We start from the raw sequence: 26,203 nt of genomic DNA on the forward strand, positions 1-26,203 counted from the left end.
GGCTGCGCGACGAGCAAACCACAATGCATCTCACCGTTTCGCTCAACATTGCTTCCATGGCCGGCCAGACCAGCGCGCTCACTTTCAGGGATGTGGCCGGCTTTGTCCGGCAGGCGGAAGCGGCCGGGCTGGACATGATTATCCTTGAAGACTCCGCGCCAGATGCCCCAGCGTCCAGCAGCCCTTTCGAAGCGACCACCTTGCTGGCCGCATTGGCGACCGTGACAACCAGGATCGGGCTGGTCGCCGCGGCCTCGACCGTCGCTCACCAACCGTACAATCTGGCGCGCCGTTTCGCCTCGCTCGACATCATCAGTCATGGCCGCGCCGGCTGGCACGCGACGATGGCGCAGGCGCCGCGCGAGGCGGCCAATTTCAGCCGGCCGGATGGATTTTCCAGCGACGATTTCCGCCGCCGCACCGAGGAATATATCGGCATCGTCCACGGCTTGTGGCAGGGCTGGGATGCGGATGCGCTGCTGTTCGACAAGAGCGGCGGCCGCTTCCATGATCCCGAAAAAATGCACCTGCTCGACCACAAGGGCGAATTTTTCTCCGTGCGCGGCCCGCTCAACGTCGCGCGCTCGCCGCAGGATAAGCCGGTGCTGGTGCTGTCCATTCTGTCCGAAGCCGACATGGATATCGCCGCCAGGACCGCCGACGTCATCCTCCTGGATGGATCCGCCGAGGACGCCAAGGCGCGCCATGACGATCTGAAGCGGCGCGTGGCCGTCTGCGGACGCGAACCAGGCTCGGTCAAGGTGCTGCTGAATGTCGGCATCGATGTCGATCGTCTCGATGCATCGTTCCGCTCGCAAAGCTGCGATGGGTTCAACATCGCGATGCAGCTTCCGGCACTGGACGGTTTCGTCGGCCGCGTGTTGCCGGAGCTGCGGCGGCGCGGCCTTTTGCGGGGCGGTTATCGCGGCACGACGTTGCGCTCGCATCTTGGCCTTGCCGGCGGAGGTGACCAATGACCGCGCAGATGAAGCTCGGCGCCTTCCTGTGGGCGACGGGCCACCACATCGCCGCCTGGCGCCACCCCAAGGCGCATGTGACCGCCGGCATCGATATCGATCACTACATCCGGCTGGCGCGCACGGCGGAAGCGGCGAAGTTCGACATGATCTTCTGCGAAGACGCCGCCGGCCTGCGCGAGGCCAATGTCGGCATCGCCAGCCAGACGTCGCGCTCGATCGGCTTCGAGCCGATCAGCCTGCTTTCGGCGCTCGCCGTACAGACGAGCCGCATCGGCCTCGTCTCCACCGCCTCGACGAGCTATAACGAGCCCTACGGGCTGGCGCGGACGTTTCTTTCACTCGACCATCTGAGCGGTGGCCGGGCCGGCTGGAACCTGGTCACCTCGGCCAGCCCGATCGAGGCCGCCAATTTCGGCTCGACCGGCCTCAAGCCGCATGCCGACCGCTATGAGCGGGCGCGCGAATTCGCCGAGGTGGTCACCGGGCTGTGGCACGGAAAGCTCGGCGCCTCCGGCCATGACGGCCAGAGCTTTTCGGTTCGTGACCCACTCGATCTGCCGCGTTCGCCACAGGGCGCGCCGGTCATGGTCCAGGCCGGCGCCTCGGATGTCGGCCGCGACCTTGCCGCACGCACCGCCGACGTGGTGTTCACGGCAGCGCAGACCTTCGAGGAGGCGAAGGCCTTCTACGACGACCTCAAGGGGCGTATGGCAAGCTATGGACGCGAGCCGGACGACATCAAGATCATGCCCGGCGTCGCGCCCGTGGTGGCGGAAACGGAAGTCGAGGCCCGGGAAAAATTCGAGGAGTTGCAGGCGCTGATCCCCGACGACGTCGGCGTGGCGCTGCTGTCCAGCTATCTCAGCATCTCCGATCTGTGGCGATATCCGATCGACGGGCCGCTGCCCGAATTGCCGGAGAGCGAAGGGATGAAAAGCCGGCAGGCGCTGGTCATCGAACAATCGCGCCGCGACGGCCTTTCCATCCGCCAGCTTGCCCGTCATTTCGCCGGCGCCAGGGGTCATTGGCGTATCGTCGGCACGGCGGCCCAGATCGCCGACGAATTGCAGGCGCGGTTCGAAGGCGGCGCGGCCGACGGCTTCAACGTCATGCCGTCCTATTTCCCCGGCGAACTCGATGCCTTTTGCGAACTCGTGGTGCCGGAGCTGCAGCGGCGCGGGCTGTTCCGCAGGGATTATGAGGGCCGAACGCTGCGCGACCATCTGGGCTTGAAGCGGCCGGTGTAGTCGCGGCTTAGCCGGCCATCGCCTTGTCTTGGACCTGATGGTCGGCACCCGGGGCAGCGGCGTGAGCAACCAGCGCCGTCATGATCTCGGCGGCCGCAAGTGCTGCGATAACTTGCGGGCGCTTGTCCTTGACCGCATCACCGCCGATCGGCGAGACGAGGCGAGTAAACTCCGCTTCCGTGCCATCAGCCGATTTCAGGAACCAGTTCCTGAAGGTCGCCTTCTTGGTCTTCGAACCGATCATGCCGACATAGGCGGCGTCATCGCGTTTCAGCGCTTCGGCGACGATTAGGAAGTCCAGCGCGTGGTCATGGGTGAGGATGGCGAATGCGGTGCCGGCGGGCGCCTTGCGCACCTCGGCCTCCGGCATGGGCGTCAGCCGCGTCTCGATGGTTTCCGGCATGCCTTCCAGCGCTTCGGCCCGCGTTTCGATGACGACGCCGTGGACGGGAAGCAGTGCTACCGTCGACGCCAGCGCCTGGCCGACATGGCCGCCGCCGAAGATGTAGACATGCGGCAGGTGGGCCTCTTCGGCTTCGGCGCCCGCAATCAGATCGGCGGCAAGTGCTGCATCGACAAGCCGGATCAGCACTTCGACGCGCCCGCCGCAGCATTGGCCAATTTCGGGCCCCAGCGGCACGTCGAGCGTGGCGCGGACTTCGTCGGCTGCGATGCGGGTTCCCCTCCCCCTTGAGGGGAGGGTGGCGGCAAAGCCGCCGGGTGGGGTCGGATCGACCGGTCTCGACGTCCTTGCGGTGCCTTTTGAGAGGACCCCCTCTGGCCGCTTCGCGGCCTGCCCTTCGCTATGGCTCCGGGCGCTCGTCGCTGAAAAAGCCAAATCGTTGGCTTTTTGTCGGCCTACGGCCGATCGCTCCTCTCCCCCCTCGAGGGGGGAGAAAAGCATCTGCCTGGCCTTGTCGATGGCCATGTATTCGAGCTGGCCGCCGCCGATCGTGCCAAAGATGGCCGATGCCGAGACGAGCATGAAGGCGCCCTTCTCGCGCGGCGTCGAGCCCTTGGTGTCAGCCACTTCGACCAGGGCGACCCGGTGGGCGCTGGCGAGAAAGGCTTTCAGGCTTTGCACTTTCGAGTTCATCATTTGCATTCCCAATTGGGAAATATAGGCTTTTCACGCTGATTTTGCACGTTTTGGCGACTTAGGCGCCAGCCCTGGCCTCTCTCTTCAGCCGCTCGATCGTCATCAGCACGCGTTCCGGCGTTGCAGGAGCATCGAGACGCGGGCAGATCTTGTGGTCGGCGACACTGGCCACCGCATCCGACAATGCATGCAGCACGGACATGCCGAGCGGGAAGGGCGGCTCGCCAACCGCCTTGGAGCGGTGGATCGTCGGCTCGCTCGCCTCGGGCCAGTCGGCCAGAGTCACGTTGAAGATCTTCGGCCGGTCTGACGCCAGCGGGATCTTGTAGGTCGACGGCGCATGGGTGCGCAGCCGGCCCTTGTCGTCCCACCACAGTTCTTCCGTCGTCAGCCAGCCCATGCCCTGGATGAAGCCACCCTCGATCTGGCCGAGATCGATGGCCCGGTTCAGCGAGCGGCCGGTTTCGTGCAGGATGTCGGTGCGCTCGACCACATATTCGCCGGTCAGCGTGTCGACCGAGACTTCCGAGCAGGAAGCCCCGTAGGCGAAATAGTAGAAGGGGCGACCCTGTCCCTTGTCGCGGTTCCAGTGGATTTTCGGCGTCTTGTAGAATCCCGCCGCCGAAAGCTGAATGCGCGCCATGTAGGCTTGCTTGACGAGGTCGGCGAAGGCGATCTCCTGGTTGCCGACGCGCACCCGGTTGGGCAGGAAAACCACCTGGTCGTGCGGCACCTGGTACTTTTCGGCGGCGAAGTCGATGAGCCGGTCCTTGATCTGACGCGCACCGTTCTGCGCGGCCATGCCGTTGAGATCGGAGCCGGAAGACGCCGCAGTGGCCGAGGTGTTGGGCACCTTGCCGGTTGTGGTCGCCGTGATCTTCACCTGGTCGAGGTCGATCTGGAATTCTTCGGCCACCACCTGCGCGACCTTGAGGTAGAGGCCCTGCCCCATCTCGGTGCCGCCATGGTTCAGATGTACCGAACCGTCGGTGTAGACATGCACCAGCGCACCGGCCTGGTTGTAGTGCGTGGCGGTGAAGGAAATGCCGAACTTGACCGGCGTCAGCGCCAGGCCGCGCTTGATGAAACGGCTGTTGGCGTTGAAGGCCGAAATCTCCCGCCGTCGCCGCGCATAGGAGGCGCTTTCCTCCAGTTCGCCGACGATGCGCTGGATGATGTTGTCCTCGACCGTCTGGTGATAGGGCGTGATGTTGCGGCCCCCCTCGCTATCACCACTGGTGCCGTAGAAATTCCTCTTACGGATTTCCAGCGGATCCTGGCCGACCGCGAAGGCGACCTCGTCGATGACGCGTTCGGCACCGACCATGCCTTGCGGGCCGCCAAAGCCACGAAAGGCGGTGTTGGATACGGTGTTGGTGTAGAGCGGCGCCGATTGCGCATGCACCGTCGGCCAGAAATAGGTGTTGTCGCAGTGGAACAGTGCGCGGTCGGTGACCGGGCCAGACAGGTCCGACGAAAAGCCGCAGCGCGCCGCGAACATGAAGTCGACGCCGAGGATGTTGCCTTCGTCATCGAAGCCGACTTCGTAGTCGACGAGGAAGTCGTGGCGCTTGCCGGTGGCAATCATGTCGTCGTCGCGGTCGGGCCGGATTTTTACCGCGCGATGGTGCTTCTTGGCGGCGATCGCGGCCAATGCCGCAAACTGGTTGCCTTGTGTTTCCTTGCCGCCGAAGCCGCCGCCCATGCGGCGGATTTCCACAGTGATGGCATTGCTCGGCACCCCGAGCGCATGGCTCACCATGTGCTGGACTTCGCTCGGATGCTGGGTCGAGGAGTAGATGGTGACGTCCTGGTCCTCGCCGGGAACGGCCATGGCGATGTGACCCTCGAGATAGAAATGCTCCTGGCCGCCGACGCGCATCTTTCCCTTCAGCCGGCGCGGCGCCTGACGGATCGCGGCCGCCGCGTCGCCGCGTCTCAGCGTGAGAGGCGGCGTGACCAACTTGTCCTTCCTCGGGTCGAGGTCGCCGATATCGGTGACGAAGGGCAATTCCTTGTATTCGACCTTGGCCAACCTGGTGGCGCGGCGTGCTTGTTCGCGAGTCTCGGCAATAACGCAGAAGATCGGCTGACCATGGAACTCGACCTTGCCGTCGGCGAGCACCGGCTCGTCATGGCGGCCAGTCGGCGAGATGTCGTTCTCGCCCGGCACATCCTTTGCCGTCAGCACATCGACGACGCCCGGCGCGGTGCGCACCGCCGAAAGGTCCATCTCGACGATCGTGGCATGGGTCGCAGCCGAAAAGCCGAGGCAGCCATGCAGCGTGCCGGCCGGTTCCGGCATGTCGTCGATATAGACCGCCGTGCCGCTGACATGCTTGTGGGCGGAATCGTGCCGCTGATCGGTGGCGACGCCGCCGACGATTTTCTCAGCCTTGAGACTAGCGGTGGCGTGCTTGTTCATCATGCCGCCTCGTTGCGTGACACCTGGAATGGTGCCCTGGTGCCGGTGGTTTCGACAAAGAAGCGCAACAACAGGTTTTTCGCCGCCAGCGCCCGGTATTCGGCTGACGCGCGCATGTCGGTGAGCGGCGTGAAATCCCTGGCGTACTCAGTCATCGCCGCCTCGACCGTCGCTTCGGTCCAGGGTTTGCCGCGCAAGGCACTTTCGACCGCCGACGCCCGCTTCGGGGTCGCGGCCATGCCGCCATAGGCAATGCGGATATCGGCAACCGTGCCATCCCCGGCCAGAGTCAGGGAAAAGGCGCCAAGGGCGGCGGTGATGTCCTCGTCGCGGCGCTTGGTGATCTTGTAGACGGCGAATTTCGCCCCCTTGGCGGGGACAGGAACGTGCACGGCTTCGACGAACTCGCCCGGCTGCCGATCCTGCTTGCCGTAGGCAATGAAGAAATCCTGCAACGGGATCGTGCGCCGCTTCTTGCCCCTGCGCAGCGTCAGCCGCGCGCCGAGCGCGATCAATGGCGGCGGCGTGTCGCCGATCGGCGAGCCGTTGGCGATGTTGCCGCCGATGGTGCCCATATTGCGCACCTGTTCGCCACCGATGCGGTCGAACAATGGTCCGAGCGCGGGGATGCGCTTCGACAGCGTCGAGAAGGCTTCGGTGTAGGTGACGCCGGCGCCGATCGATATGACGCCCTTGTCTTCGGAGATCGTGCAAAGCCCGTCGAGACCGCCGATGAAGATCACCGGCGAGATATCGCGCATGTGCTTGGTGACCCACAGGCCGACATCGGTCGCCCCGGCAACGATGGTGGCCGTGGGTTCCTTGTCCAGTATGGCGGCGAAATCATCGACATTGGCCGGCACCACAAGTCTTGCCTTGCCGGCGCCGATCTCGACCCGCGCGCCGTCATGCATGGCGTCGAGCCTTGCCGTGATCGCCTCGCGCTCCGCCGCCAGCGGGTCTTTCGCCGCCTTGCCGTAGCTGGAGATGGCGTGGGCGGCGCGCATGATCGCCTCGTAGCCGGTGCAGCGGCAAAGGTTGCCTTGCAGGGCTTTTTCGATCGTCGTGTTCGATGGGGCCGATGATCTCATCCACAGGCCGTAGAGCGACATGATGAAGCCCGGCGTGCAGAAGCCGCATTGCGAGCCGTGGAAATCGACCATTGCCTGCTGCACAGGGTGCAGTTGGCCGGGCAGGCCGCGCAAATGCTCGACCGTCACGACATGGGTGCCGTCCAGCGAGCCGAGGAAGCGGATGCAGGCGTTGACACTTTCATAGACCAGTCCGCCGGCCGAGAGCTTGCCGACGAGCACGGTGCAGGCGCCGCAATCGCCTTCGGCGCAGCCTTCCTTGGTGCCGCGCAGCGAGCGGTCGAGCCGCAGCCAGTCGAGCAAGGTCGTGTCGGGTGCCACCGAAGACAGCACGACATCCCTGCCATTGAGGATGAAACGGATTTCGTTGCGGATATTGACCTTGGCCATGCCTCAACTCCCCCTGTAGGTCGAATAGCCGTAGGGCGAGATCAGAAGGGGCACATGATAGTGCACCGCCTCCGCCATGCCGAAGCGGATCGGCACCCTGTCGAGGAAAGCCGGCTCGGGCAGCTTTGTTCCCTGGCCACGCAGATAGTCGCCCGCCGCAAAGATCAGCTCGTATTCGCCGATGCGGAAGTCGCCGCCGACAAGCAACGGCGCATCGCAGCGGCCATCGGCGTTGGTCGCGACCGTCTTCAGAAGCGTGCGGGCGGCACCGTCGAGACGGTAAAGAGTGATCGACAGGCCCGCCGCCGGCTTGCCGGTCGCCGTGTCGAGAACATGGGTCGTCAGGCGTCCGCCATCGGCTTTCGACGTCTCTGCCATTGGCCGCCTCCCTTTCCCAGTTGAACGAACTGGCTGGTACAATCGAACACAAGTGATGAATTGTGCGCCAATTAAAGGCGATGCATAAGTCCCGGTCGAGCGGAGTGCGACAAAAACACTTTCAAAAATTTTCGGGGGAATGCGAGAAGCACCCTTTCGATATCCTGATCATACTTCGGGCGATGCCCCGCGGGAGGGACGATGCGTTACGAAAGAGACATGCGCGGCTATGGAGCCAATCCGCCGGATCCGAAATGGCCTGGCGGAGCGCATGTCGCGGTGCAGTTCGTCGTCAACTACGAAGAGGGTGGCGAGAACTGCGTGCTGCACGGCGACAAGGCTTCGGAAGCCTTCCTGTCGGAGATCGTCGGCGCCGCGGCCTGGGTGGGCCAGCGCCACTGGAACATGGAATCGATCTACGAATACGGGGCGCGGGCCGGTTTCTGGCGGCTGCTGCGCCTGTTCAGCGAGAGCCAGGTGCCGGTGACCTGCTACGGCGTCGCCACCGCGTTGGCACGCTCGCCCGACCAGGTGACGGCCATGCAGGAGGCTGGCTGGGAAATCGCCTCGCATGGGCTGAGATGGATCGACTACCGCGACCACAGCGCCGGGGACGAACGCCGCGACCTCGAAGCCGCGATCAAGCTGCATTACGAGGTCACAGGCCAGCGCCCGACCGGCTGGTATACGGGCCGCACCTCGGTCAACACGGTGCGGCTGGTCGCAGAAGAGGGCGGATTCGACTACGTGTCGGACACCTATGACGACGAACTGCCCTACTGGTTCGAGCATGCGGGCGGCACGCAGCTCATCATCCCCTATACGCTCGACGCCAACGACATGCGCTTTGCCACCCCGCAAGGCTTCAACTCGGGCGACCAGTTCTTCGCCTACCTCAAGGACAGCTTCGACACGCTCTATGCCGAGGGCAAGGCGGGCCGGCCGCGCATGATGAACATCGGCCTGCATTGCCGGCTCGTCGGGCGGCCGGGCCGGGTGGCGGCGCTGAAGCGCTTCGTCGACTATGTGAAGTCGCACGACAAGGTCTGGCTGGCGCGGCGCATCGACATCGCCAGGCACTGGCAGGAAAATCATCCCTACAGGCAGGCGGCGCTGCGCCCGTCGAAAATGGAATTCGAAACCTTCGTTCACAGCTTCGGCGGCGTGTTCGAGCATTCGCCGTGGATTGCCGAACGCGCCTATGAACTTGAGCTCGGTCCAGCGCATGACACGGCCGGCGGCCTGCACAATGCGCTCTGCCGCGTCTTCCGCTCGGCCAGCGAGACCGAGCGGCTCGGCGTGCTCAACGCCCATCCCGACCTTGCCGGCAAATTGGCCAAGGCCAGGCGGTTGACCGCGGAATCGACCCGCGAACAGGCCTCCGCCGGTCTCGACGCGCTGACCGACAAGGAGCGCGAACTGTTCTCCAAACTCAACGCCGCCTACGTCACCACCTTCGGCTTCCCCTTCATCATCGCGGTGAAGGGCAAGACCAAGGAGGAAATCCTGGCGGAATTCGAAGCCCGCATCGGCAACAGCCGCGGCGTGGAATTCGAGACCGCCTGCAAACAGGTCGAGCGCATCGCGCTGCTCCGCCTCAGGGACATGCTACCGCAATAGGTTTGAACCCATGGATACGATCAGGATGCCCGAGCGAACCTATTATGCTCCACATGGCGGCCATTCCGGCCAGAACGAGCTTTTGACCGGCCGCGCCGTCTTCACCGAGGCCTATGCCGTCATTCCCAAGGGGGTGATGCAGGACATCGTCACCAGCGCCTTGCCGTTCTGGAACGAGACCCGCGTCTGGATTCTGTCGCGTCCGCTGTCCGGCTTCGCCGAGACGTTTTCGCAGTACATTGTCGAGATCGCGCCCGGCGGCGGCAGCGAGCGGCCGGAACCCGATGCCGGCGCCGAGGGCGCCCTGTTCGTGGTCGAGGGCGAGTTGACGGTCCTGCTTGCCGGCAAGAAGCATATGTTGCGGCCCGGCGGCTTTGCCTTCCTGCCGCCGGCCAGCGGCTGGACGGTTCGCAATGAAGGCAAGGCGGCTGTTCGCTTCCACTGGATCCGCAAGGCCTATGAGGCCGTCGACGGCATCGAAGCACCGGAAGCCTTCTTCACCAACGAACAGGAGATCGCGCCGACGCCGATGCCCGGCACCGAGGGCCGCTGGGCGACGACGCGGTTCGTCGATCCGGCCGATTTGCGCCACGACATGCATATGACCATCGTGACGCTCGAGCCTGGCGCCGTCATTCCGTTCGCCGAGACGCATGTGATGGAGCACGGGCTCTACGTGCTCGAAGGCAAGGCGGTCTACCGCCTGAACCAGGACTGGGTCGAGGTCGAGGCCGGCGACTATATGTGGCTGCGCGCATTCTGCCCGCAGGCCTGCTATGCCGGCGGCCCGGGGAAATTCCGCTATCTGCTCTACAAGGACGTCAACCGGCACGCCAAGCTCGGCGGTGCCGATATCGGTGGTCGCACGCGGTGACCCGCCCCATCTTGGCTCACATCGTCGCGCGGCCGCTGACGCGTGAGGCGTTTGCCGAATTCGGCGACGTCATCGACATGGGCGGCAACAACCACTACCCGATCAATGGCGGCAAGGCCGAGCGCTACCACGATCTTGCCACCGCTGGGGCAACGGGACCGAACGCCCGCGTGCTGATCTCGATGGTGCACAGCACGCCTTACGAACTGCCGCTGAAGCTGACCATGGTCGAGCGGCATCCGTTCGGCAGCCAGGCCTTCATTCCGCTGTCGCCGCGCCCGTTCCTGGTCGTCGTCTGCAGTGACGGCAAGCAGGGGCCGGGCGAACCGCACGCCTTCATCACCGCGCCCGGACAAGGCATCAACTATTCTCGCAATCTCTGGCATGGCGTGCTGACGCCGCTTGGCGAAGCCCAGGACTTCCTGATCGTCGACCGTGGCGGCGACGGTTCCAATCTCGAGGAATTCCATTTCTCGCACGCCTACGAGATCCATCTTCCATAATTTTTTTGTGCATGTCGTCACCCCAAAACCGGGGCACTTTTGGGCGACGTGCACCAGGAGACCCGTCATGACCGACATTTCGCTGATCGACCGCCTGCTCGACGTCATCGAGCACGACATCGTGCCGAAGACGGAGGAAGGCGTTGCCCACGGCAACAAGCTGTTCGGTGCGGCGATCCTGCGCAAGCACGACCGCTCGCTGGTGCTGGCCGAGACCAACAACGAGATCGAAAACCCGCTCTGGCATGGCGAGGTGCATTGCCTCAAGCGTTTTTACGAGATGCCCAGGGCGGAGCGCGTCGATACCAAGGACGCCATCTTCCTCGCCACGCACGAACCATGCTCGCTCTGCCTGTCGGCAATCACCTGGACCGGCTTCGACAATTTCTACTATCTGTTCAGCCATGAGGATTCGCGCGACAGCTTCGCCATCCCGCACGATCTGAAAATCCTGAAAGAGGTCTTCACCCTCGATCCCGGCGGCTACAATGCCGAGAACGCCTATTGGAAGAGTTTCTCCATACGCAGGCTGGTGCGGGCGCTGCCGGAGGCCGAGCGCCAGAGGCTGGAAACGCGCATCGGCAAGATTTCGGCGCGTTACGATGAACTCTCCGGCGCCTACCAGGCGAACAAGGACGAGAACGACATTCCGCTGAATTGAGAGGGATCGCCTAGCTTACCTTCGCGTTTTTCAATACCTCATTTATCTTGGCCTGCCAGCCCTTGCCAGTCGCCTTGAATTTTCTGACGACGTCCTGATCCAGACGGATGGACACAACTTGCTTGGGCTTTTCCACAGGAGGCCGGCCACGAGCGCGCCTTATGCTTTCGAAAAGTTCCGGAAACGCTTCCGCGAAAGGCTTGGCTCGCGCCAATTGCTCGTCAGTCGCCTCCGCGTCGTCGGAATCAGCAGCGATTTGCCTTTGGATTTCCGCTTCCTCCTCATCGGTAAGCGGCCGAATACGTGACTTAGGGTTGTTCATATACTGACCTTTCCTTTCGGCTAGCACGACGCATCGAGATCACCGAAATCGCTTCGGAACCAAGCGGCTTAAAAATAACGGCGAGAATGATCTCTCCGAATTCGCCAATCGCCTTGAGCCGGCCGGCCTTGGCCGGCAGGACGGTTGAAGTCGCAAAAAACTCGATATCGAGTTTGGCAAAATCGAGACCCCGGTTTTTGAGGTTCGTTACGCGCTTCGGCTCATCCCAAACGATTTTCAGGCGTAATTATCCTCAGTATGTCGAACTGGAGTGAATAAAAGTAATACATAAATTCTCGGGATAACGCAAGTTAGAAGTTAAATGTTCGCGCCAACCGTCGTCCCGGCGACACAGGCCGTCGTCCGTTCGACTTCGTAATGTGCGCGCTTCATGCGTCACTGATATCCTGGAGAGCAGCCATGAAAACCGTCACCGAATTTCCCCGCAAGGTCGTCGAATTCCCGGACATGGGCATCGTCATGCCGGATGGCTGCCGGCTGTCGGCGCGGGTGTGGATGCCGGAGGACGCCGGCGACGATCCGGTGCCTGCCATTCTCGAGCACCTGCCCTACCGCAAGCGCGACGGCACCATCTTTCGCGATCAGTTGACGCATCCCTATTTTGCCGGCCACGGCTACGCCTCGATCCGCGTCGACATGCGAGGCAATGGCGATTCCGAAGGGCTGATGGACGACGAATATTCCGAGCAGGAATTGCAGGACGCCTGCGACGTCATCGCCTGGGCGGCAGCTCAACCTTGGTGCAACGGTAATGTCGGCATGATGGGCATTTCCTGGGGCGGCTTCAACTGCCTGCAGGTGGCGGCCAAACAGCCGCCGGCGCTCAAGGCGGTGATCAGCCTGTGCTCGACCGTCGACCGCTACGCCGACGACATCCACTACAAGGGCGGCTGCCTGCTGATCGAGAATTTCGGCTGGGCTTCGACGATGCTCTCCTATTCGTCACGACCGCCGGACCCGCTGATTTCAGGCGACAACCGGTGGCGCGATCTGTGGCTGACCCGGCTGGAGAACCAGTCCTTCCTTCTGCCGCTGTGGCTCAGCCACCAGCACCGCGATGCCTACTGGAAACGCGGCTCCATCTGCGAGGATTTTTCGGCGGTCAAGGCAGCGGTGCTGTCGATCGGCGGCTGGCATGACGGTTACCGCAACACGATCTCCAATCTCGTCAGCAACATCGAGGCACCGGTCAAGGGCATCGTCGGCCCATGGATCCACAAATATCCACATTATGCCGGACCTCAGCCGGCCATCGGCTTCCTGCAGGAAGCGTTGCGCTGGTGGGACCGCTGGCTGAAGGGCATCGACACCGGCGTTGAGGCCGATCCGGCCTATCGCGCCTATGTGATGGACAGCGTGCGCCCGGCGCGCTGGCATCCCGAGCGGCCGGGCCGCTGGGTGGCGGAACAGCAGTGGCCGTCGCCCGCCATCAAGACGCAAGCGATCGAGCTGATCTCCAAGGGCACAAAACCTGCCATCGTCGCCTCGCCGCAAAGCTGCGGTCTCGCTGGCGGCGAGTACTTCCCGTTCACCTTCGGCCCGGAACTGCCAGGTGACCAGCGTCCCGACGATACGCTGTCGGTGTGTTTCGACCAGCCGGAACTCGCCGAGGCGCTCGACATTGTCGGCGCACCGGAAGTCCAAGTCACGCTCTCGTCCGATCGCGCGCAAGCCAACATTGCGATCCGACTGTGCGACGTGCATCCCGACGGAGCCTCGGAACTGATCTCCTACGGCGTGCTCAATCTGACGCACCGCGACTCGCACGAATTCCCGCAAGCGCTGGTGCCGGGCGAGGCCATTTCGGCGCGCGTCGTGCTCGATCAATGCGCCTACCGCGTTCCGGCCGGCCACCGCCTGCGCGTTGCCGTTTCGAACGCCTATTGGCCAATGATCTGGCCCTCGCCGGAGCCGGTTCAACTCACCTTGTCGGCAGCGACACTGGCCCTTCCCTTGCGCCCGCTGGCCAAGGGCAGCGAGGTGACATTCGCCGAGCCGGAAGGCGCCGCGCCCTGGGCCACCCAGACGGTTCGGCCCGCCAATTCCGAACGTCATGTCGATCGCGACGAAAAGACGGGAATCGTCACGCTTTCCATAGCGGACGACTTCGGCGAGGTGCGCGATCTTGCCCATGGCCTGGCCAATGGCAGCATCGCCCGCGAGATCTGGTCGATCCATCCTGACAATCCCTTATCAGCGTCGGGCAAGACGCATTGGACGCAGACGCTGTCGCGAAACGGATGGTCGGTGCGCACCGAGACATGGGCGGAGATGCGATCGGACGCGCAAAACTTCATCGTCAGCGCCAGAATCGAAGCTTATGAGGGCGAAATCCTCGTCTTCGAGCGGAATTTCGAGGAGAAAATTCCGCGCGCGCTGGTCTGAGGACTGAAACGGTTGGTCCAAATGCGACGTACGATTTACGCCACGGCATGTCGCATTCGGTCTTGCTTACCGCTTTCCCTTACGGTCATTATTCCCCTCACAAGAAGCAAGAAAATCGACCAGAGAGTCGAACCAACAGAGTGAGGAACTCAAAATGTCGAATGAACTCGAATTCCTTAGCCGGCGCGTTGCAGCAGGCAAGCTGAGCCGTCGTGATTTTCTCGGCCGGGCGGCAGCGCTCGGCATCGCCGCACCCTTCGCCAACTCGCTGCTTTCAAGCGCGGCGCGGGCGGCCGGTCCGGTCAAGGGTGGCACGTTGAAGGCCGGCTTGGTCGGCGGTGAATCCACCAACAGTCTCGATCCCGCCCTGTTCATGACCCAGGTGCCGTTCGCCTTCGGCAAGTGCTGGGGCGAAATGATCGTCGAGCTGTCGCCCGACGGCAAACTCGAGAACCGCATCGCAGAGGAGATCGGCTCGTCCAAGGACGCCAAGACATGGACGCTGAAGATTCGCGACGGCGTCGAATTCCACAACGGCAAGAAGGTAACCGCCGAGGACGTGGCCGCGACGCTCGAGCGTCATTCCGACGAGAAATCGAAATCCGGTGCGCTCGGCTACATGAAGGGCATCGAGACCATCAAGGCCAATGGCAAGGAAGTGGTGCTGACGCTGAAGGAAGCCAATGCCGACCTTCCCTACCTGCTCAGCGACTATCACCTGATCGTCCAGCCCAATGGCGGCAAGGACAAGGCCGACGCCGGCATCTCGGCCGGACCCTATAAGGTCACCACCAACGAACCCGGCGTGCGCCATGCCGGCGAGCGCTTCGCCAATTACTGGCAGAGCGACAAGATGGGCCATGCCGACCAGATCGAGATCATCGTCATCAACGATGCGACGGCGCGCACGGCGGCTCTGCAGGGCGGCCAGGTCAACATGATCAACCGCGTCGAGCCGAAGATCGTCGACCTGATCAAGCGCGTGCCGGGCGTGACCATCCGCAACCACGCCGGCCCGGGCCACTACGTCTTCATCATGCATTGCAACACGGCGCCGTTCGACAACAACGATTTGCGCATGGCGCTGAAGCTGGCGATCGACCGCGAAGAGATGCTGACCAAGGTGCTGCGCGGCTACGGATCGCTCGGCAATGACTTCCCGATCAACTCCGCCTACCCGCTGTTCACGGAAATCGAACAGCGCAAGTACGATCCGGACAAGGCGAAGTTCCATTACAAGAAGTCGGGCCATGATGGCACCGTGCTTTTGAGGACCTCCGACGTCGCCTTCCCGGGCGCGGTCGATGCCTCGCAGCTCTTCCAGCAGAGCGCCGCCAAGGCCGGCATCAAGATCGAGCTCAAGCGCGAGCCCGGCGACGGCTATTGGAACGAGGTCTGGAACAAGCAGCCCTTCTGCGCTTCCTATTGGGGCGGGCGCTCGACGCAGGACCAGATGTATTCGACCGCCTATCTGTCGACCGCCGACTGGAACGATACGCGTTTCAAGCGCCCGGATTTCGACAAGATGGTGCTGGCGGCGCGCGCCGAGCTCGACGAGGCCAAGCGCAAGCAGATGTACCACGACATGGCTGTCCTGGTGCGCGACGAGGGCGGCCTGATCCTGCCGATGTTCAACCAGTTCATCGACGCGACCGGTGCCAAGGTCGATGGCTGGGTCGACGATCCGCATCAGGAACTGATGAACGGCTACGCCTTGGCGAAGTGCTGGCTGCAGGCCTGAGTCCGGCTTTGCGGATATGTCTTCACCCATCCTGAAACTGATTGCCCAGCGCATTGCGCTGGGCATCCTCCTTCTGTTGGCCATTTCGGTCCTGATCTTCGCCGGCACCCAGATTCTGCCCGGCGACGTCGCGCAAGCCATTCTCGGACAATCGGCGACGCCGGAGTCGCTCGCCAATCTGCGCGAGCAGCTCGGGCTCAACGACCCGGCCTATGTCAGGTATTTCCACTGGCTCGGCGGGGTGCTGACCGGCGATCTGGGCACCGCCATGTCGAGCGGCCAGGATATCGCGACATCGATCAAGGGCCGGCTGTGGAACACGCTGTTCCTCGCCTTCTGGGCGGCGATCGTGGCCGTGCCGCTGGCGATCATCCTCGGCCTGATCGCGGTGCGCTACCGCAATGGCTGGGTCGACAAGCTGATCTCCGGGCTGGCCCTGGCCTCGACCTCCTTCCCGGAGTTCTTCATCGGCTATCTCCTGGTCTATTTCTTCGCCGTGAAATGGCAGATATTCCCCGCCATCTCGACCGTCTATGACGGCATGCCCTTTGGCGAACGCATGCAGGCCATCGCCTTGCCGGCGACTGCACTGACGCTGGTCGTGCTTGCCCATATGATGCGCATGACGCGCGCGGCGATCCTCAACGTCATGCAGTCGGCCTATGTCGAGACCGCGGAGCTCAAGGGGCTTTCAGCCTTCGCGGTCATCCGCAGACACGCCTTTCCGAACGCCATCGCGCCGATCATCAACGTCGTCATGCTCAACCTCGCCTATCTCATCGTCGGCGTCGTCGTGGTCGAGGTGATCTTCGTCTATCCCGGCATGGGGCAGTATCTGGTCGACCATGTCACCAAGCGCGACGTGCCTGTCGTGCAGGCGGTCGGCCTGATCTTCGCGGCCGTCTACATCAGCCTAAACATCATCGCGGATATAGCGGCGATCGTCGCCAATCCGCGTCTTAGACATCCAAAGTGAGGGGCGGGCATGCTTGACATAAGACGCATCCCCATTCCCGCTCTGATCGGCCTGGTGCTGACCGCGCTGTTCGTGCTGGCGGCGATCTTCGCACCGTGGATCTCGCCGCACGACAATGCCGAGATCGTCGGCGACGTATGGGAACCGATGTCGGCGGCGCATTTTCTGGGTACCGACAATCTCGGCCGCGATCTGTTGTCACGCATGATCTACGGCGCGCGCATCACGCTGTTCATCGCCGTGCTTGCCACCGCGCTGTCCTTCTCGCTCGGCGCCATTCTCGGTTTCTCGGCGGCGGTGTTCGGCGGCTGGTTCGACACCATCCTGTCGCGCCTCGTCGATCTCCTGATGTCGATCCCGACCCTTATCATGGGCCTGGTCGTGCTTTCGGTGCTGCCGACGAACCTGGTGACGCTGATCCTGGTGATGGGCATTCTCGATTCGACCCGCGTTTACCGCCTGTCGCGCGCGGTCGCCGTCGACATCAACGTCATGGACTATGTCGAAGCCGCCAAGCTGCGCGGCGAAGGCAGCGCCTGGATCATCTTCCGCGAGATCCTGCCCAACGCGTTGTCGCCGCTGGTCTCGGAACTCGGCCTGCGCTTCATCTATGCGGTGCTGTTCCTGTCGACCTTGTCCTTCCTCGGCCTCGGCGTGCAGCCGCCGGACGCCGACTGGGGCGGCATGGTCAAGGAGAACAAGGACGGCATCGTCTTCGGCATCGCCGCGGCGCTCATCCCTGCAGGCGCGATCGCGGCGCTTGCCATCTCGGTCAACCTTGTCGCCGACTGGATCCTCAACCGCACGACAAGCCTGAAGGGAGGACGCGGGTGATGGCCGATACCAAAGCGAAGCCCGGACAGGGAAAACCAGGCGTGCTGCTCGATATCCGCAATTTGCGCATCGAGGCCACCGTGTACCCGCCGGGCGAAGCGCCGAAGAATATCGTGCTGGTGCACGATGTCTCGCTGACCCTGGAAAAGGGCAAGGTGCTCGGCCTCATCGGCGAATCCGGCGCCGGCAAGTCGACCATCGGCCTGTCGTCCATGGGTTATGGCCGTGGCGGCGTGCGCATCACCGGCGGCGAGGTTTTGCTCAACGGCCGCGATATCCTGAAGGGCGGCAAGGAAGGGTTCCGCAAATTGCGCGGCCGCGAGGTCTGCTATGTCGCGCAGTCGGCGGCGGCCGCCTTCAACCCCGCGCACCGGCTGATGGACCAGGTGGTGGAAGCCACCTTGCTGCACGGCACCGCGACGCGGGCCGAGGCCGAGAAACGGGCCATAGCACTCTTCAAGAAGCTCAGCCTGCCCAACCCCGAAACGATCGGCGAGCGCTTCCCGCACCAGGTCTCGGGCGGCCAGCTGCAGCGTGTGATGACGGCGATGGCGCTGTGTTCCGAGCCGGACCTGATCGTCTTCGACGAGCCGACGACGGCGCTCGACGTGACGACGCAGATCGACGTTCTGGCGGCAATCAAGGACGCCATCCGCGACACCCATGTGGCGGCGCTCTACATCACCCACGACCTTGCCGTCGTCGCCCAGGTTTCCGACGAGATCATGGTGCTGCGCCATGGAAGGCTGGTCGAATGGGGCGGCACGCGCCAGATCATCAAGGAGCCGCGCCAGGAATACACCAACGCGCTGGTCTCGGTGCATGAGATCGAGCACGCCGAGCAGAAGCCCGGCACGACACCGTTCCTGTCGGTCAAGAACGTCACCGCCGCTTATGCTGGCGGCCATGTGAAGGTGCTGAAGAACGTCTCGGTCGATATCTACCCGGGTCAGACGCTGGCCGTCGTCGGCGAGTCCGGCTCCGGCAAGTCCACCCTGGCGCGGGCCATCACCGGCCTCTTGCCGCCAGAACAGGGAACGGTGACCTTCGACGGGCGGCCGCTGGCCAACCGGCTTGCCGATCGGCCGAAGGAGGATCTGCGCCAGTTGCAGATGATCTACCAGATGGCCGACGTGGCGATGAACCCGCGCCAGACCGTCGGCACCATCATCGGCCGGCCGCTGGAGTTCTATTTCGGCATGCGCGGCAGGCAGCGCGACGCCCGCGTGACCGAACTGCTCGACAAGATCGAGATGGGCAAGGGTTTTGCCGACCGTTACCCGGCCGAGCTTTCCGGCGGCCAGAAGCAGCGCGTCTGCATCGCCCGCTCGCTCGCCGCCAAGCCCAAGCTGATCATCTGCGACGAGGTGACCTCGGCGCTCGACCCGCTGGTGGCCAACGGCATCCTCAAGCTTTTGCTCGAACTGCAAAAGGAGGAGAACGTCGCCTACCTGTTCATCACCCACGATCTCGCGACGGTGAAGTCGATCGCCGATTCGATCGCGGTGATGTATCGCGGCGAAGTGGTGCGCTACGGCTCGAAGAGCACGGTGCTGACGCCGCCCTTCGATGCCTATACCGACCTTTTGCTGTCGTCGGTTCCCGAGATGGAGATCGGCTGGCTGGAAAAGGCGATCAAGGGCCGCCGGATGGCCAGCGCGGGGAATTAGCCGCCGGTCACGGGCGACTGTCGTCATCCAGATGCAACACTAGGGCGCCACACGTCCTTTGGACGGGCGCCGCTGGTGTGACGTTGTTTTCAAAAGGGGTAGGACATGAAGACCGAACTCGACCATCTCGCTGAACTCGCCGGCCAGGGCCGGATATCGCGTCGCGACTTCCTCGGCCGCACCGCGGCGCTGGGCGTGTCGGCGGCGCTGGCAACGACATTGGCCGGTAAGGCCTTCGCGCAGACGCCGGCCAAGGGCGGCATCCTAAAGGCCGGCCTGCAGGGCGGTGAATCGACCAACAGCCTCGATCCGGCGCTGAACCTCAGCCAGGTCACTTTCAGCTTCTGCAAGCAGTGGGGCGAATTCCTGGTCCGCCTCAAGCCCGATGGCGGCGTTGAGAACCTCATTGCCGAAGAGATTGGCGCCTCAGCCGACGCCAAGACCTGGACAATCAAGGTCCGCGACGGCATCGAGTTCCACAACGGCAAGACGGTCGCGGCGGAAGACGTCGTCGCCACCATCGAGCGCCATGCCGACGAGAAGTCCAAGTCCGGCGCGCTCGGCATCCTCAAGAACATCAAGGGCGTCAAGGCAAGCGGCAAGGAAGTCATCGTCACGCTCGGCGACGCCGACGCCGATTTCCCCTATCTGATGGCCGACTATCACCTCGTCATCCAGCCGAATGGCGGCAAGGACAATCCAAATGCCGGCATCAGCGCCGGTCCCTACAAGGTCACCGTCAACCAGCCGGGCGTGCGCCATGGCGGCGAGCGTTTCGCCAATTACTGGCGTGGCGACAAAGCCGGCCATGCCGACCAGATCGAGATCGTCGTCATCAATGACGCGACGGCGCGGCTGGCTGCCTTGCAAGGTGGCCAGGTGCAGCTGATCAACCGTGTTGAGCCGAAGGTCGTCGAGCTGGTCAAGCGCATTCCCGGCGTCACCATCGAGAACGTCTCCGGCCGCGGCTACTATCCGTTCAACATGTTCTGCGACACCGCACCCTTCGACAGCAACGATCTGCGCATGGCGCTGAAGCTCGCCATGGACCGCGAGGAACTGCTCGAAAAGATCCTGCGCGGCTATGGCTCGGTGGGCAATGACTTCCCGATCAACGAAGCCTACCCGCTGTTTTCAGCCGATATCGAACAGCGCAAGTTCGATCCGGAAAAGGCGGCAGCGGCATACAAGAAGTCCGGCCACAGTGGCTCGATCGTGCTGCGCACCTCCGACGTCGCCTTCCCGGGCGCCGTCGATGCTGCGCAGCTCTACCAGCAGAGCGCCGCCAAGGCCGGCATCAAGATCGAGATCAAGCGCGAACCGGGCGACGGCTACTGGTCGGAGGTCTGGAACAAGCAGCCCTTCTCGCTCTCCTACTGGGGTGGTCGCGCCACGCAGGACCAGATGTATTCCACCGGCTATGTCTCGACCGCCGACTGGAACGACACGCGCTTCAAACGGCCGGAGTTCGACAAGATGCTGTTCACAGCCCGCGCCGAACTCGACCAGGCCAAGCGCAAGGCGATCTATCACGACATGGCGGTGCTGATGCGCGATGAAGGCGGGCTGATCGTGCCGTTCTTCAACCAGTTCATCGACGCTGCGGCCACCAACAAGATCAGCGGCTGGGTCAAGAACCCGAATGGCGAGATGATGGACGGCTACGCACTGAATGAATGCTGGCTGAACGCCTAGCACTGCGCTGACACTGACAGGCGCCGCGTGTCCGTGCGACACGCGGCGCACTCGTTTCAACGGACAATCGCAGGGGGAATAGCCATGGCGCTCAAATCCAAGCTTCTGCTGATCGTCCTCGATGGCGTGCCCTACCGGAACTGGCGCCGGCTGATGGGCAACCTCGAGGGCTGGGTGCAGTCGGGCGAGGCACGCGTCTGGAAGATGCGTTCTGTGCTGCCGTCGACCTCGGCCTGCTGCTATGCCTCGATCCACACCGGGGTGTCGCCGCAGGTGCATGGCATCCTCTCCAACGAGAACCGGTTCCGCGTCGGCCAGCCCGATATCTTCTCCGAGGTCAGCAAGGCCGGCGGCAAGACCGGCGCGGTCACCCACTCCTACTGGTCGGAGTTCTTCCGGTCCTATCCGTTCGATCTGGTCGAGGACATGGAATTCGACGAGCCAGGCGGGCCAATCATGCATGGCCGCTTCCACACCATGACCGGCTACAACGCGCGCAACCAGATGACGCCGAGCGATGTCGACCTGTTCGCGACGCTGACGATGCTGGCCAAGCGCCACGGCATCGACTACGGCATCCTGCACACTTGCACGCTGGACTCGATGGGCCATCGCTTCGGCCACGATTGCCATGAGATGGACCATGCCGTCTATGCCATGGACGCCATGCTTGCGGGGTTCCTGCCGGGCTGGATCGCGGCCGGCTATGAGGTGATGGTCACCGCCGACCACGGCCAGACCGATCGCGGACACCATGGCGGCCACGACGACGAGATGCAGGATTTCGCGCTGTATTATTTCGGGTCGGGGAAAGGGCCGGATGCGAACACGCTGCTCGACCAACTGCAGCTGGCGCCGACGGTGCTGAGCCGGCTGGGCGTGCCGGTGCCGACGACGATGACGGCGAAGGCGTTTTTGGGGTGATGTAGCGCAACGCCTTCCCCTTCCCCCCTTGTGGGGAAGGTGGCCTCGCGAAGCGAGGTCGGATGAGGGGTGTTCCAGGGAACGCCAACGCCTCATTTCGCTGGAACACCCCTCATCTGTCTCGGCGCTGCGCGCCGATCCACCTTCTCCCACAAAGGGGAGAAGGAAGAGAGCGCACCTCTGGCAACCTCCCCTTTCTTCGGTTAGCCTCCGCAAATTCCTTGGCGGAGGATGAACCTTTTTGGACCGATCAGCGACAGAGCAGACAGGAGCCAGGCGGCTCGACCGGCCATGACGGCAGCGACGGAGACCGATCGCGCGCTTGTCGACCGGGTCGCGAAGGGCGACCGTGCCGCCGTGCGGCTGCTGTTCATGCGTCATCACGCGCGGGTCTACCGCTTCGTGGTGCGCCAGACGGGATCGGAAATGATGGCGGACGATATCGCGAACGAGGTGTTTCTCGAACTGTGGCGCCAGGCGCCGGGTTTCGAGGGTCGCTCCGAAGTTTCGACATGGCTGCTCGGCATCGCCCGGTTCAAGGCGCTGTCGCTGCTGCGCAAGAAGAAGGAAGACTGGATCGACGACGAGGCCGCCGCCGCGGTGCCCGACGGCGCCGACACGCCCGAGGTCGTCACCATGAAGGAGGACAAGGCCGCTGCCTTGCGCCGCCTCATCGACGCCTTGCCCGAAGAGCACCGCACGGTGATCGATCTCGCCTATTACCATGGACAGTCGGTGACCGAGATCGGCGAGGTGCTCGGCATCCCGGTCGCGACCGTCAAGACCCGGATGTTCTACGCCCGCAAGAAACTCGGCGAGGCCCTCAAGGCCGCCGGTTACGACAGGGGGTGGCCATGAGCGCCGCTGAAAAGATGTCGCGCCGCGACGAAATGGAAACGCTGCTGCCGTTCTACCTGAACGGCTCGCTGGAAGGCTCGGACCTGGAAGCCGTCGAGGAATGGCTGGCCAGCGATCCCTCGGCGCTGGCCGCCCTTGGCGAGGCCGAGGCCGAATTCTCCGGCGCATCGGCGGCCAACGAGGCGATCCGTCCGCCCGCCGATGCGCTCAGCCGCTTCGCCAAGGCGTTCGACGCCGAGGCAGGACCGGCGCGGGCGCCGGCAGGCTCGTCCTGGCTGGCGCAGGCCTGGGGCCGCTTCATGGCGCTGCCCGCCGGCGTCGCCTGGGCGGCGGCCGGGGTCCTGCTGGCGCTGATCATGGTGCAGTCGTTCGTGCAACCTGGCGGCAAGGGCGGCAATTTCGAGGTTGCCGGCACGGAAGACGACCTGGCCAAGATGCCGTTCGCGCTGGTCAAGTTCAAGCCCGACGCCAGGATGTCCGATATTTCGGGCTTCCTCGGTGGCAACGGGCTGAAGGTGATCGGCGGACCGACCGCCGACGGCGTGTTCCGGCTCGGCATTCCGGCCGCCAATGCGACCGACTACACCAGGCAAATCGGCCTTATTGCCGCCCAGCCCTTCACCGACACTGTGATCGAGGGAAGGAAACCGGCAGATGGCGGCTGAGGCGGTCATTCGATTTGCGGCGATCCTTGCGGCGGCGATGACAATCGCCGCCGTGCCCGCGTCGGCGCAGACCAACGCCACCAGTCCCGGCCGGACGAAAATCGATTGCAACAACGCGGCCAATGCCACGGCAGCCGACTGTGCCAAGGACAATGGCGGTGAAAAGGGCGGTTCGGGTGCCGGGCAACCCGGCGCGGTCTTTCTGCCTGCTTTGATCGTCGACCTCTTCCCCAATCCTGCCGAAAGCCCGGCTCCCGTGCCGACACCCGCTCCACGCCAGGACCCGGACACCTCGCCGACCGCGCCTGCCGATACACAGGCTGGAGCCGCGGCTGGCGGGCCGATCGTCTCGCCGACCGATCTCATCGCCGTTCAGCCGCCGCGCGCGGTGGCCGGCGATTTCGTGCCCGACGAGGTGCTGGTGACCGTCGACGGCGATGCCGGCGCCGTGCAGCAGATCGCCGCCTCGTTCGGCCTCGAGGTGCGCTCGCAGCGTCAGTCCAGGCTGCTCGGCACCACTTTGGTGCGCTTCGGCATTCCCGACGGCCGTCCGGTCGGCATCGTGCTGGCGCAGCTGGCCGCCGACGGCCGCACGCAGCGGCGCGAGCCCAACCACATCTATTCGCTGCAGCAGGCGGCCGGCATCGTCAACTATGCCTTCGAGCGCATCGCGCTCGACGCCAAACAGGCCAGCGGCGAGAATGTCCGCGTCGCGGTGATCGACACCGGCATCGACGACACCAATCCGGCGCTGGCCGGGGTGATCGCCGGGCAGTTCGACGCCATGCCCGACGTGCCGATCGAAAAGCGCGATCACGGCACCTCGGTCGATGGGCTGATCGCCGGTGTCGGTGCGCTGGAAGGCATGGCGCCGGGCGCCAGGATCTACCACGCGCGCGCCTTCGAAGGCGGCAAGTCGACCATGGACGTCATTCTCTCCGCACTCGACTGGGCAGCCGAACAGGACGTGCGCATCATCAACATGAGCTTCGTCGGGCCCAAGAACGACCTGCTCGGCGTCGCCTGCAGAAATGCCCGCGCGCTGGGCATCGTGCTGATCGCCGCCGCCGGCAACAACGGGCCGAAGGCGCCCTATGGCTACCCGGCCGCCTTCGACGGCGTCATCGCGGTGACCGCAACCGACGCCAAGGACGGGCTGATGCCGCAGGCCAATCGCGGCGCCTATGTCTTCATCTCGGCGCCCGGCGTCGAGATGGTGGCACCGAGCGGCGCCGGTACGGATGTCGTCACCGGCACCTCGTTCGCCGCGGCGATCGTCAGCGGCGCCATCGCCAATCTGATCCACGCAGCGCCCGACCGCTCGGCCGACGACATCGAGAAAGCGCTGGCCGCTACGGCCAGGGATCTCGGCCCCAAGGGGCGCGACAACGATTTTGGTTACGGGCTGCTGGATATCAAGGCGGCTGGGGCGGGGAAGGAATAGGTTCCCTCAGACCTGTGACGTTGGCAGGACAGCACCCCCCTCTGTCCTGCCGGACATCTCCCCCGCAAGGGGGGAGATTACTCGCTTCGCCGCCTTCGCCAATCGCCGGCACGACCTATGCAGGCGCTCCGGCGACCGATCCCCTGATCACCAGGTCGACCGGCCAGATCTCGCCACGCGCCCCCTCTTCCAGTCCCGATATCCGCGCCGCCAGACGCTCGGCGACCCGGGCGCCGGCGAGACGGATGGACGAGCGCGTCGTCGACAGCGGCACAGAAAAATTCTCCGGCCGCAGCCAGGGAAAGACATCGTCATGGGCGATCAGCGAGACGTCGCCCGGAATATTCAGACCGAGGTCGCGCACCGCGCGCACGACGCCCAGCGCCATGATCAGGCTGGAGCAGACGATCGCCGTCGGCGCGTCGCTCGCCTCCAGCAGGCGCCTGGTGGCGCGATAGCCGTTCTCCTCGGTCATGACCACGGAGCAGACATGGCGTTCGCCCAGGGCCAGCCCGCTCGCGGCGAGCGCACGACGCACGCCGCGCTCGCGATGGATGGCGAAGGTCTCGCCGTCGTCTCCATTGATCAGCGCCAGCCGCCGGTGGCCGAGCTGGACCAGCAGCCGCGCGGCCTCGTGGAAGGCGCCCTCATTGTCGATGTCGAGATAGGGATAGTCGAATTCGAAGCCTTCGCTGCGGCCATGGACGATGAAGGGAATGCCGAGCGTGTTGACCAGCGCCACCCGATTGTCCTGCGGCTTGGGAGAGGAGATATAGACGGCATCGACCTGGCGGTTGGCGACGATGCGCCGGTAGGTCGTCTCCTGGTCGTCGGCGTCGGCCGGCGACAGCACGAGGTCGAGTTCGTGCGAACGCGCATAGTCGCCAAGGCCAGACAGGAATTCGACGAAATGCGGGTCGATATCGACGGCGGCACCTGTCGGCAGGACATAGCCGATCATGCCGGACTTGCCGGTCGCCAGCCGCCGCGCGCTTGGATTGGGGCGGTAGCCGTGGCGCTTGGCGGCGTCCATGACGCGCCTTCGCGTTTCCTCGTTGACCTCCGGATAGCCGTTCAGCGCCCGGCTTACCGTGGTCTGCGAAAGCGCCAGCATATGCGCGAGCTGCTTGAGGTTCACGAGAGGGCTCCATCCCCAAAGCGCTTTAGATTGAATCGACCCAAGCACCATAAAGGTGCGGCCATGGTACTGTGACCATAAGCGTGGCCGCGGTGAGTTTGAAACAAAAATTGCTGCTGCACCGCCAAAAAACTATGCTGCAGCGCACTTTTTTGATCCTGAACGCCTCTGATTAAATCGATTAGTGCGTCACCCTCTTGACTCCTGATCGATTCAATGGCGAGATCATCAAAGCCAAAGCGCTTTGGAAGACTCTTCGAAA

At 63.9% G+C, this 26,203-nt stretch carries 23 protein-coding genes; 16 read left to right on the forward strand and 7 right to left on the reverse strand.

What is annotated here, in order from left to right; translation table 11 throughout:
* The first annotated feature begins 23 nt into the window (after positions 1–23).
* Complete coding sequence (locus FJ978_RS04685; RefSeq protein WP_140570612.1) at positions 24–977, forward strand: LLM class flavin-dependent oxidoreductase; 954 nt, start codon at positions 24–26, stop codon at positions 975–977.
* Positions 974–2,227, forward strand: coding sequence for an LLM class flavin-dependent oxidoreductase (locus FJ978_RS04690; RefSeq protein ID WP_140570614.1), 1,254 nt, complete (start codon positions 974–976; stop codon positions 2,225–2,227). The genes FJ978_RS04685 and FJ978_RS04690 overlap by 4 nt, the downstream gene beginning before the upstream one ends.
* 7 nt (positions 2,228–2,234) lie before the next feature.
* Here the strand turns inward: FJ978_RS04690 and xdhC are convergent, their stop codons facing one another.
* The 4 genes from xdhC to uraH form a co-directional block, all read right to left on the reverse strand.
* Complete coding sequence (xdhC, locus tag FJ978_RS04695) at positions 2,235–3,323, reverse strand: xanthine dehydrogenase accessory protein XdhC (RefSeq protein WP_140570665.1); 1,089 nt, start codon at positions 3,321–3,323, stop codon at positions 2,235–2,237.
* 61 nt (positions 3,324–3,384) lie between these two features.
* Positions 3,385–5,751, reverse strand: a complete 2,367-nt coding sequence (xdhB, locus tag FJ978_RS04700) for a xanthine dehydrogenase molybdopterin binding subunit (RefSeq protein ID WP_140570666.1) — start codon at positions 5,749–5,751, stop codon at positions 3,385–3,387.
* Positions 5,751–7,232, reverse strand: a complete 1,482-nt coding sequence (gene xdhA / locus FJ978_RS04705; RefSeq protein WP_140570616.1) for a xanthine dehydrogenase small subunit — start codon at positions 7,230–7,232, stop codon at positions 5,751–5,753. The genes xdhB and xdhA overlap by 1 nt, the downstream gene beginning before the upstream one ends.
* Before the next feature lie 3 nt (positions 7,233–7,235).
* A complete protein-coding gene (gene uraH / locus FJ978_RS04710) occupies positions 7,236–7,610 on the reverse strand; it encodes a hydroxyisourate hydrolase (protein ID WP_140570618.1) in 375 nt (124 codons plus the stop codon).
* 201 nt (positions 7,611–7,811) lie between these two features.
* Between uraH and puuE the strand changes: the two genes are divergently transcribed.
* From puuE to FJ978_RS04730, 4 genes are all read left to right on the forward strand, one after another.
* Positions 7,812–9,230 carry an allantoinase PuuE gene (puuE, locus tag FJ978_RS04715; RefSeq protein ID WP_140570620.1) on the forward strand — a complete coding sequence of 473 codons (1,419 nt, stop codon included), beginning with the start codon at positions 7,812–7,814 and terminating at the stop codon, positions 9,228–9,230.
* Between the two features lie 10 nt (positions 9,231–9,240).
* The gene (locus FJ978_RS04720) at positions 9,241–10,104 is read left to right on the forward strand and encodes a bifunctional allantoicase/(S)-ureidoglycine aminohydrolase (RefSeq protein WP_140570622.1); all 864 of its coding nucleotides are present in this window, start codon (positions 9,241–9,243) and stop codon (positions 10,102–10,104) included.
* A gap of 11 nt (positions 10,105–10,115) precedes the next feature.
* Positions 10,116–10,607, forward strand: coding sequence for an ureidoglycolate lyase (locus tag FJ978_RS04725; protein ID WP_140570624.1), 492 nt, complete (start codon positions 10,116–10,118; stop codon positions 10,605–10,607).
* A gap of 67 nt (positions 10,608–10,674) precedes the next feature.
* Positions 10,675–11,268, forward strand: a complete 594-nt coding sequence (locus tag FJ978_RS04730; RefSeq protein WP_013891601.1) for a nucleoside deaminase — start codon at positions 10,675–10,677, stop codon at positions 11,266–11,268.
* A 10-nt stretch (positions 11,269–11,278) separates the two neighbouring features.
* Here the strand turns inward: FJ978_RS04730 and FJ978_RS04735 are convergent, their stop codons facing one another.
* Positions 11,279–11,590, reverse strand: coding sequence for a BrnA antitoxin family protein (locus FJ978_RS04735; protein ID WP_013891602.1), 312 nt, complete (start codon positions 11,588–11,590; stop codon positions 11,279–11,281).
* Positions 11,577–11,831 (reverse strand): BrnT family toxin, encoded by a 255-nt coding sequence (locus FJ978_RS04740; protein ID WP_013891603.1) that lies wholly within the window; start codon positions 11,829–11,831, stop codon positions 11,577–11,579. Before FJ978_RS04740 ends, FJ978_RS04735 begins: the two co-directional genes overlap by 14 nt.
* A gap of 179 nt (positions 11,832–12,010) precedes the next feature.
* Between FJ978_RS04740 and FJ978_RS04745 the strand changes: the two genes are divergently transcribed.
* From FJ978_RS04745 to FJ978_RS04790, 10 genes are all read left to right on the forward strand, one after another.
* On the forward strand, positions 12,011–13,996 hold the full coding sequence (locus FJ978_RS04745) for a CocE/NonD family hydrolase (protein ID WP_140570626.1): 1,986 nt from the start codon (positions 12,011–12,013) through the stop codon (positions 13,994–13,996).
* Positions 13,997–14,150: 154 nt separating this feature from the next.
* The gene (locus FJ978_RS04750) at positions 14,151–15,737 is read left to right on the forward strand and encodes an ABC transporter substrate-binding protein (protein ID WP_013891605.1); all 1,587 of its coding nucleotides are present in this window, start codon (positions 14,151–14,153) and stop codon (positions 15,735–15,737) included.
* A gap of 16 nt (positions 15,738–15,753) precedes the next feature.
* Positions 15,754–16,713, forward strand: coding sequence for an ABC transporter permease (locus tag FJ978_RS04755; RefSeq protein WP_140570628.1), 960 nt, complete (start codon positions 15,754–15,756; stop codon positions 16,711–16,713).
* Between the two features lie 9 nt (positions 16,714–16,722).
* Entirely contained in the window at positions 16,723–17,547 is an 825-nt protein-coding gene (locus FJ978_RS04760) for an ABC transporter permease (RefSeq protein WP_023765586.1), read from the forward strand.
* Positions 17,547–19,217 carry an ABC transporter ATP-binding protein gene (locus FJ978_RS04765; RefSeq protein WP_140570630.1) on the forward strand — a complete coding sequence of 557 codons (1,671 nt, stop codon included), beginning with the start codon at positions 17,547–17,549 and terminating at the stop codon, positions 19,215–19,217. Before FJ978_RS04760 ends, FJ978_RS04765 begins: the two co-directional genes overlap by 1 nt.
* Positions 19,218–19,322: 105 nt before the next feature.
* Complete coding sequence (locus FJ978_RS04770) at positions 19,323–20,912, forward strand: ABC transporter substrate-binding protein (RefSeq protein WP_140570632.1); 1,590 nt, start codon at positions 19,323–19,325, stop codon at positions 20,910–20,912.
* Positions 20,913–20,996: 84 nt separating this feature from the next.
* The gene (locus FJ978_RS04775) at positions 20,997–21,836 is read left to right on the forward strand and encodes an alkaline phosphatase family protein (RefSeq protein ID WP_140570634.1); all 840 of its coding nucleotides are present in this window, start codon (positions 20,997–20,999) and stop codon (positions 21,834–21,836) included.
* Between the two features lie 291 nt (positions 21,837–22,127).
* Positions 22,128–22,694 (forward strand): sigma-70 family RNA polymerase sigma factor, encoded by a 567-nt coding sequence (locus tag FJ978_RS04780; protein WP_140570636.1) that lies wholly within the window; start codon positions 22,128–22,130, stop codon positions 22,692–22,694.
* Positions 22,691–23,359, forward strand: a complete 669-nt coding sequence (locus FJ978_RS04785; RefSeq protein ID WP_140570638.1) for an anti-sigma factor — start codon at positions 22,691–22,693, stop codon at positions 23,357–23,359. The genes FJ978_RS04780 and FJ978_RS04785 overlap by 4 nt, the downstream gene beginning before the upstream one ends.
* Positions 23,349–24,803, forward strand: coding sequence for a S8 family serine peptidase (locus FJ978_RS04790; protein WP_140570640.1), 1,455 nt, complete (start codon positions 23,349–23,351; stop codon positions 24,801–24,803). The genes FJ978_RS04785 and FJ978_RS04790 overlap by 11 nt, the downstream gene beginning before the upstream one ends.
* Positions 24,804–24,918: 115 nt before the next feature.
* Here the strand turns inward: FJ978_RS04790 and FJ978_RS04795 are convergent, their stop codons facing one another.
* The gene (locus FJ978_RS04795) at positions 24,919–25,941 is read right to left on the reverse strand and encodes a substrate-binding domain-containing protein (protein WP_140570642.1); all 1,023 of its coding nucleotides are present in this window, start codon (positions 25,939–25,941) and stop codon (positions 24,919–24,921) included.
* Positions 25,942–26,203 lie beyond the last annotated feature (262 nt).

Origin of the sequence: Mesorhizobium sp. B1-1-7, from assembly GCF_006442705.1 — a bacterium.
GTDB lineage: Bacteria > Pseudomonadota > Alphaproteobacteria > Rhizobiales > Rhizobiaceae > Mesorhizobium > Mesorhizobium opportunistum.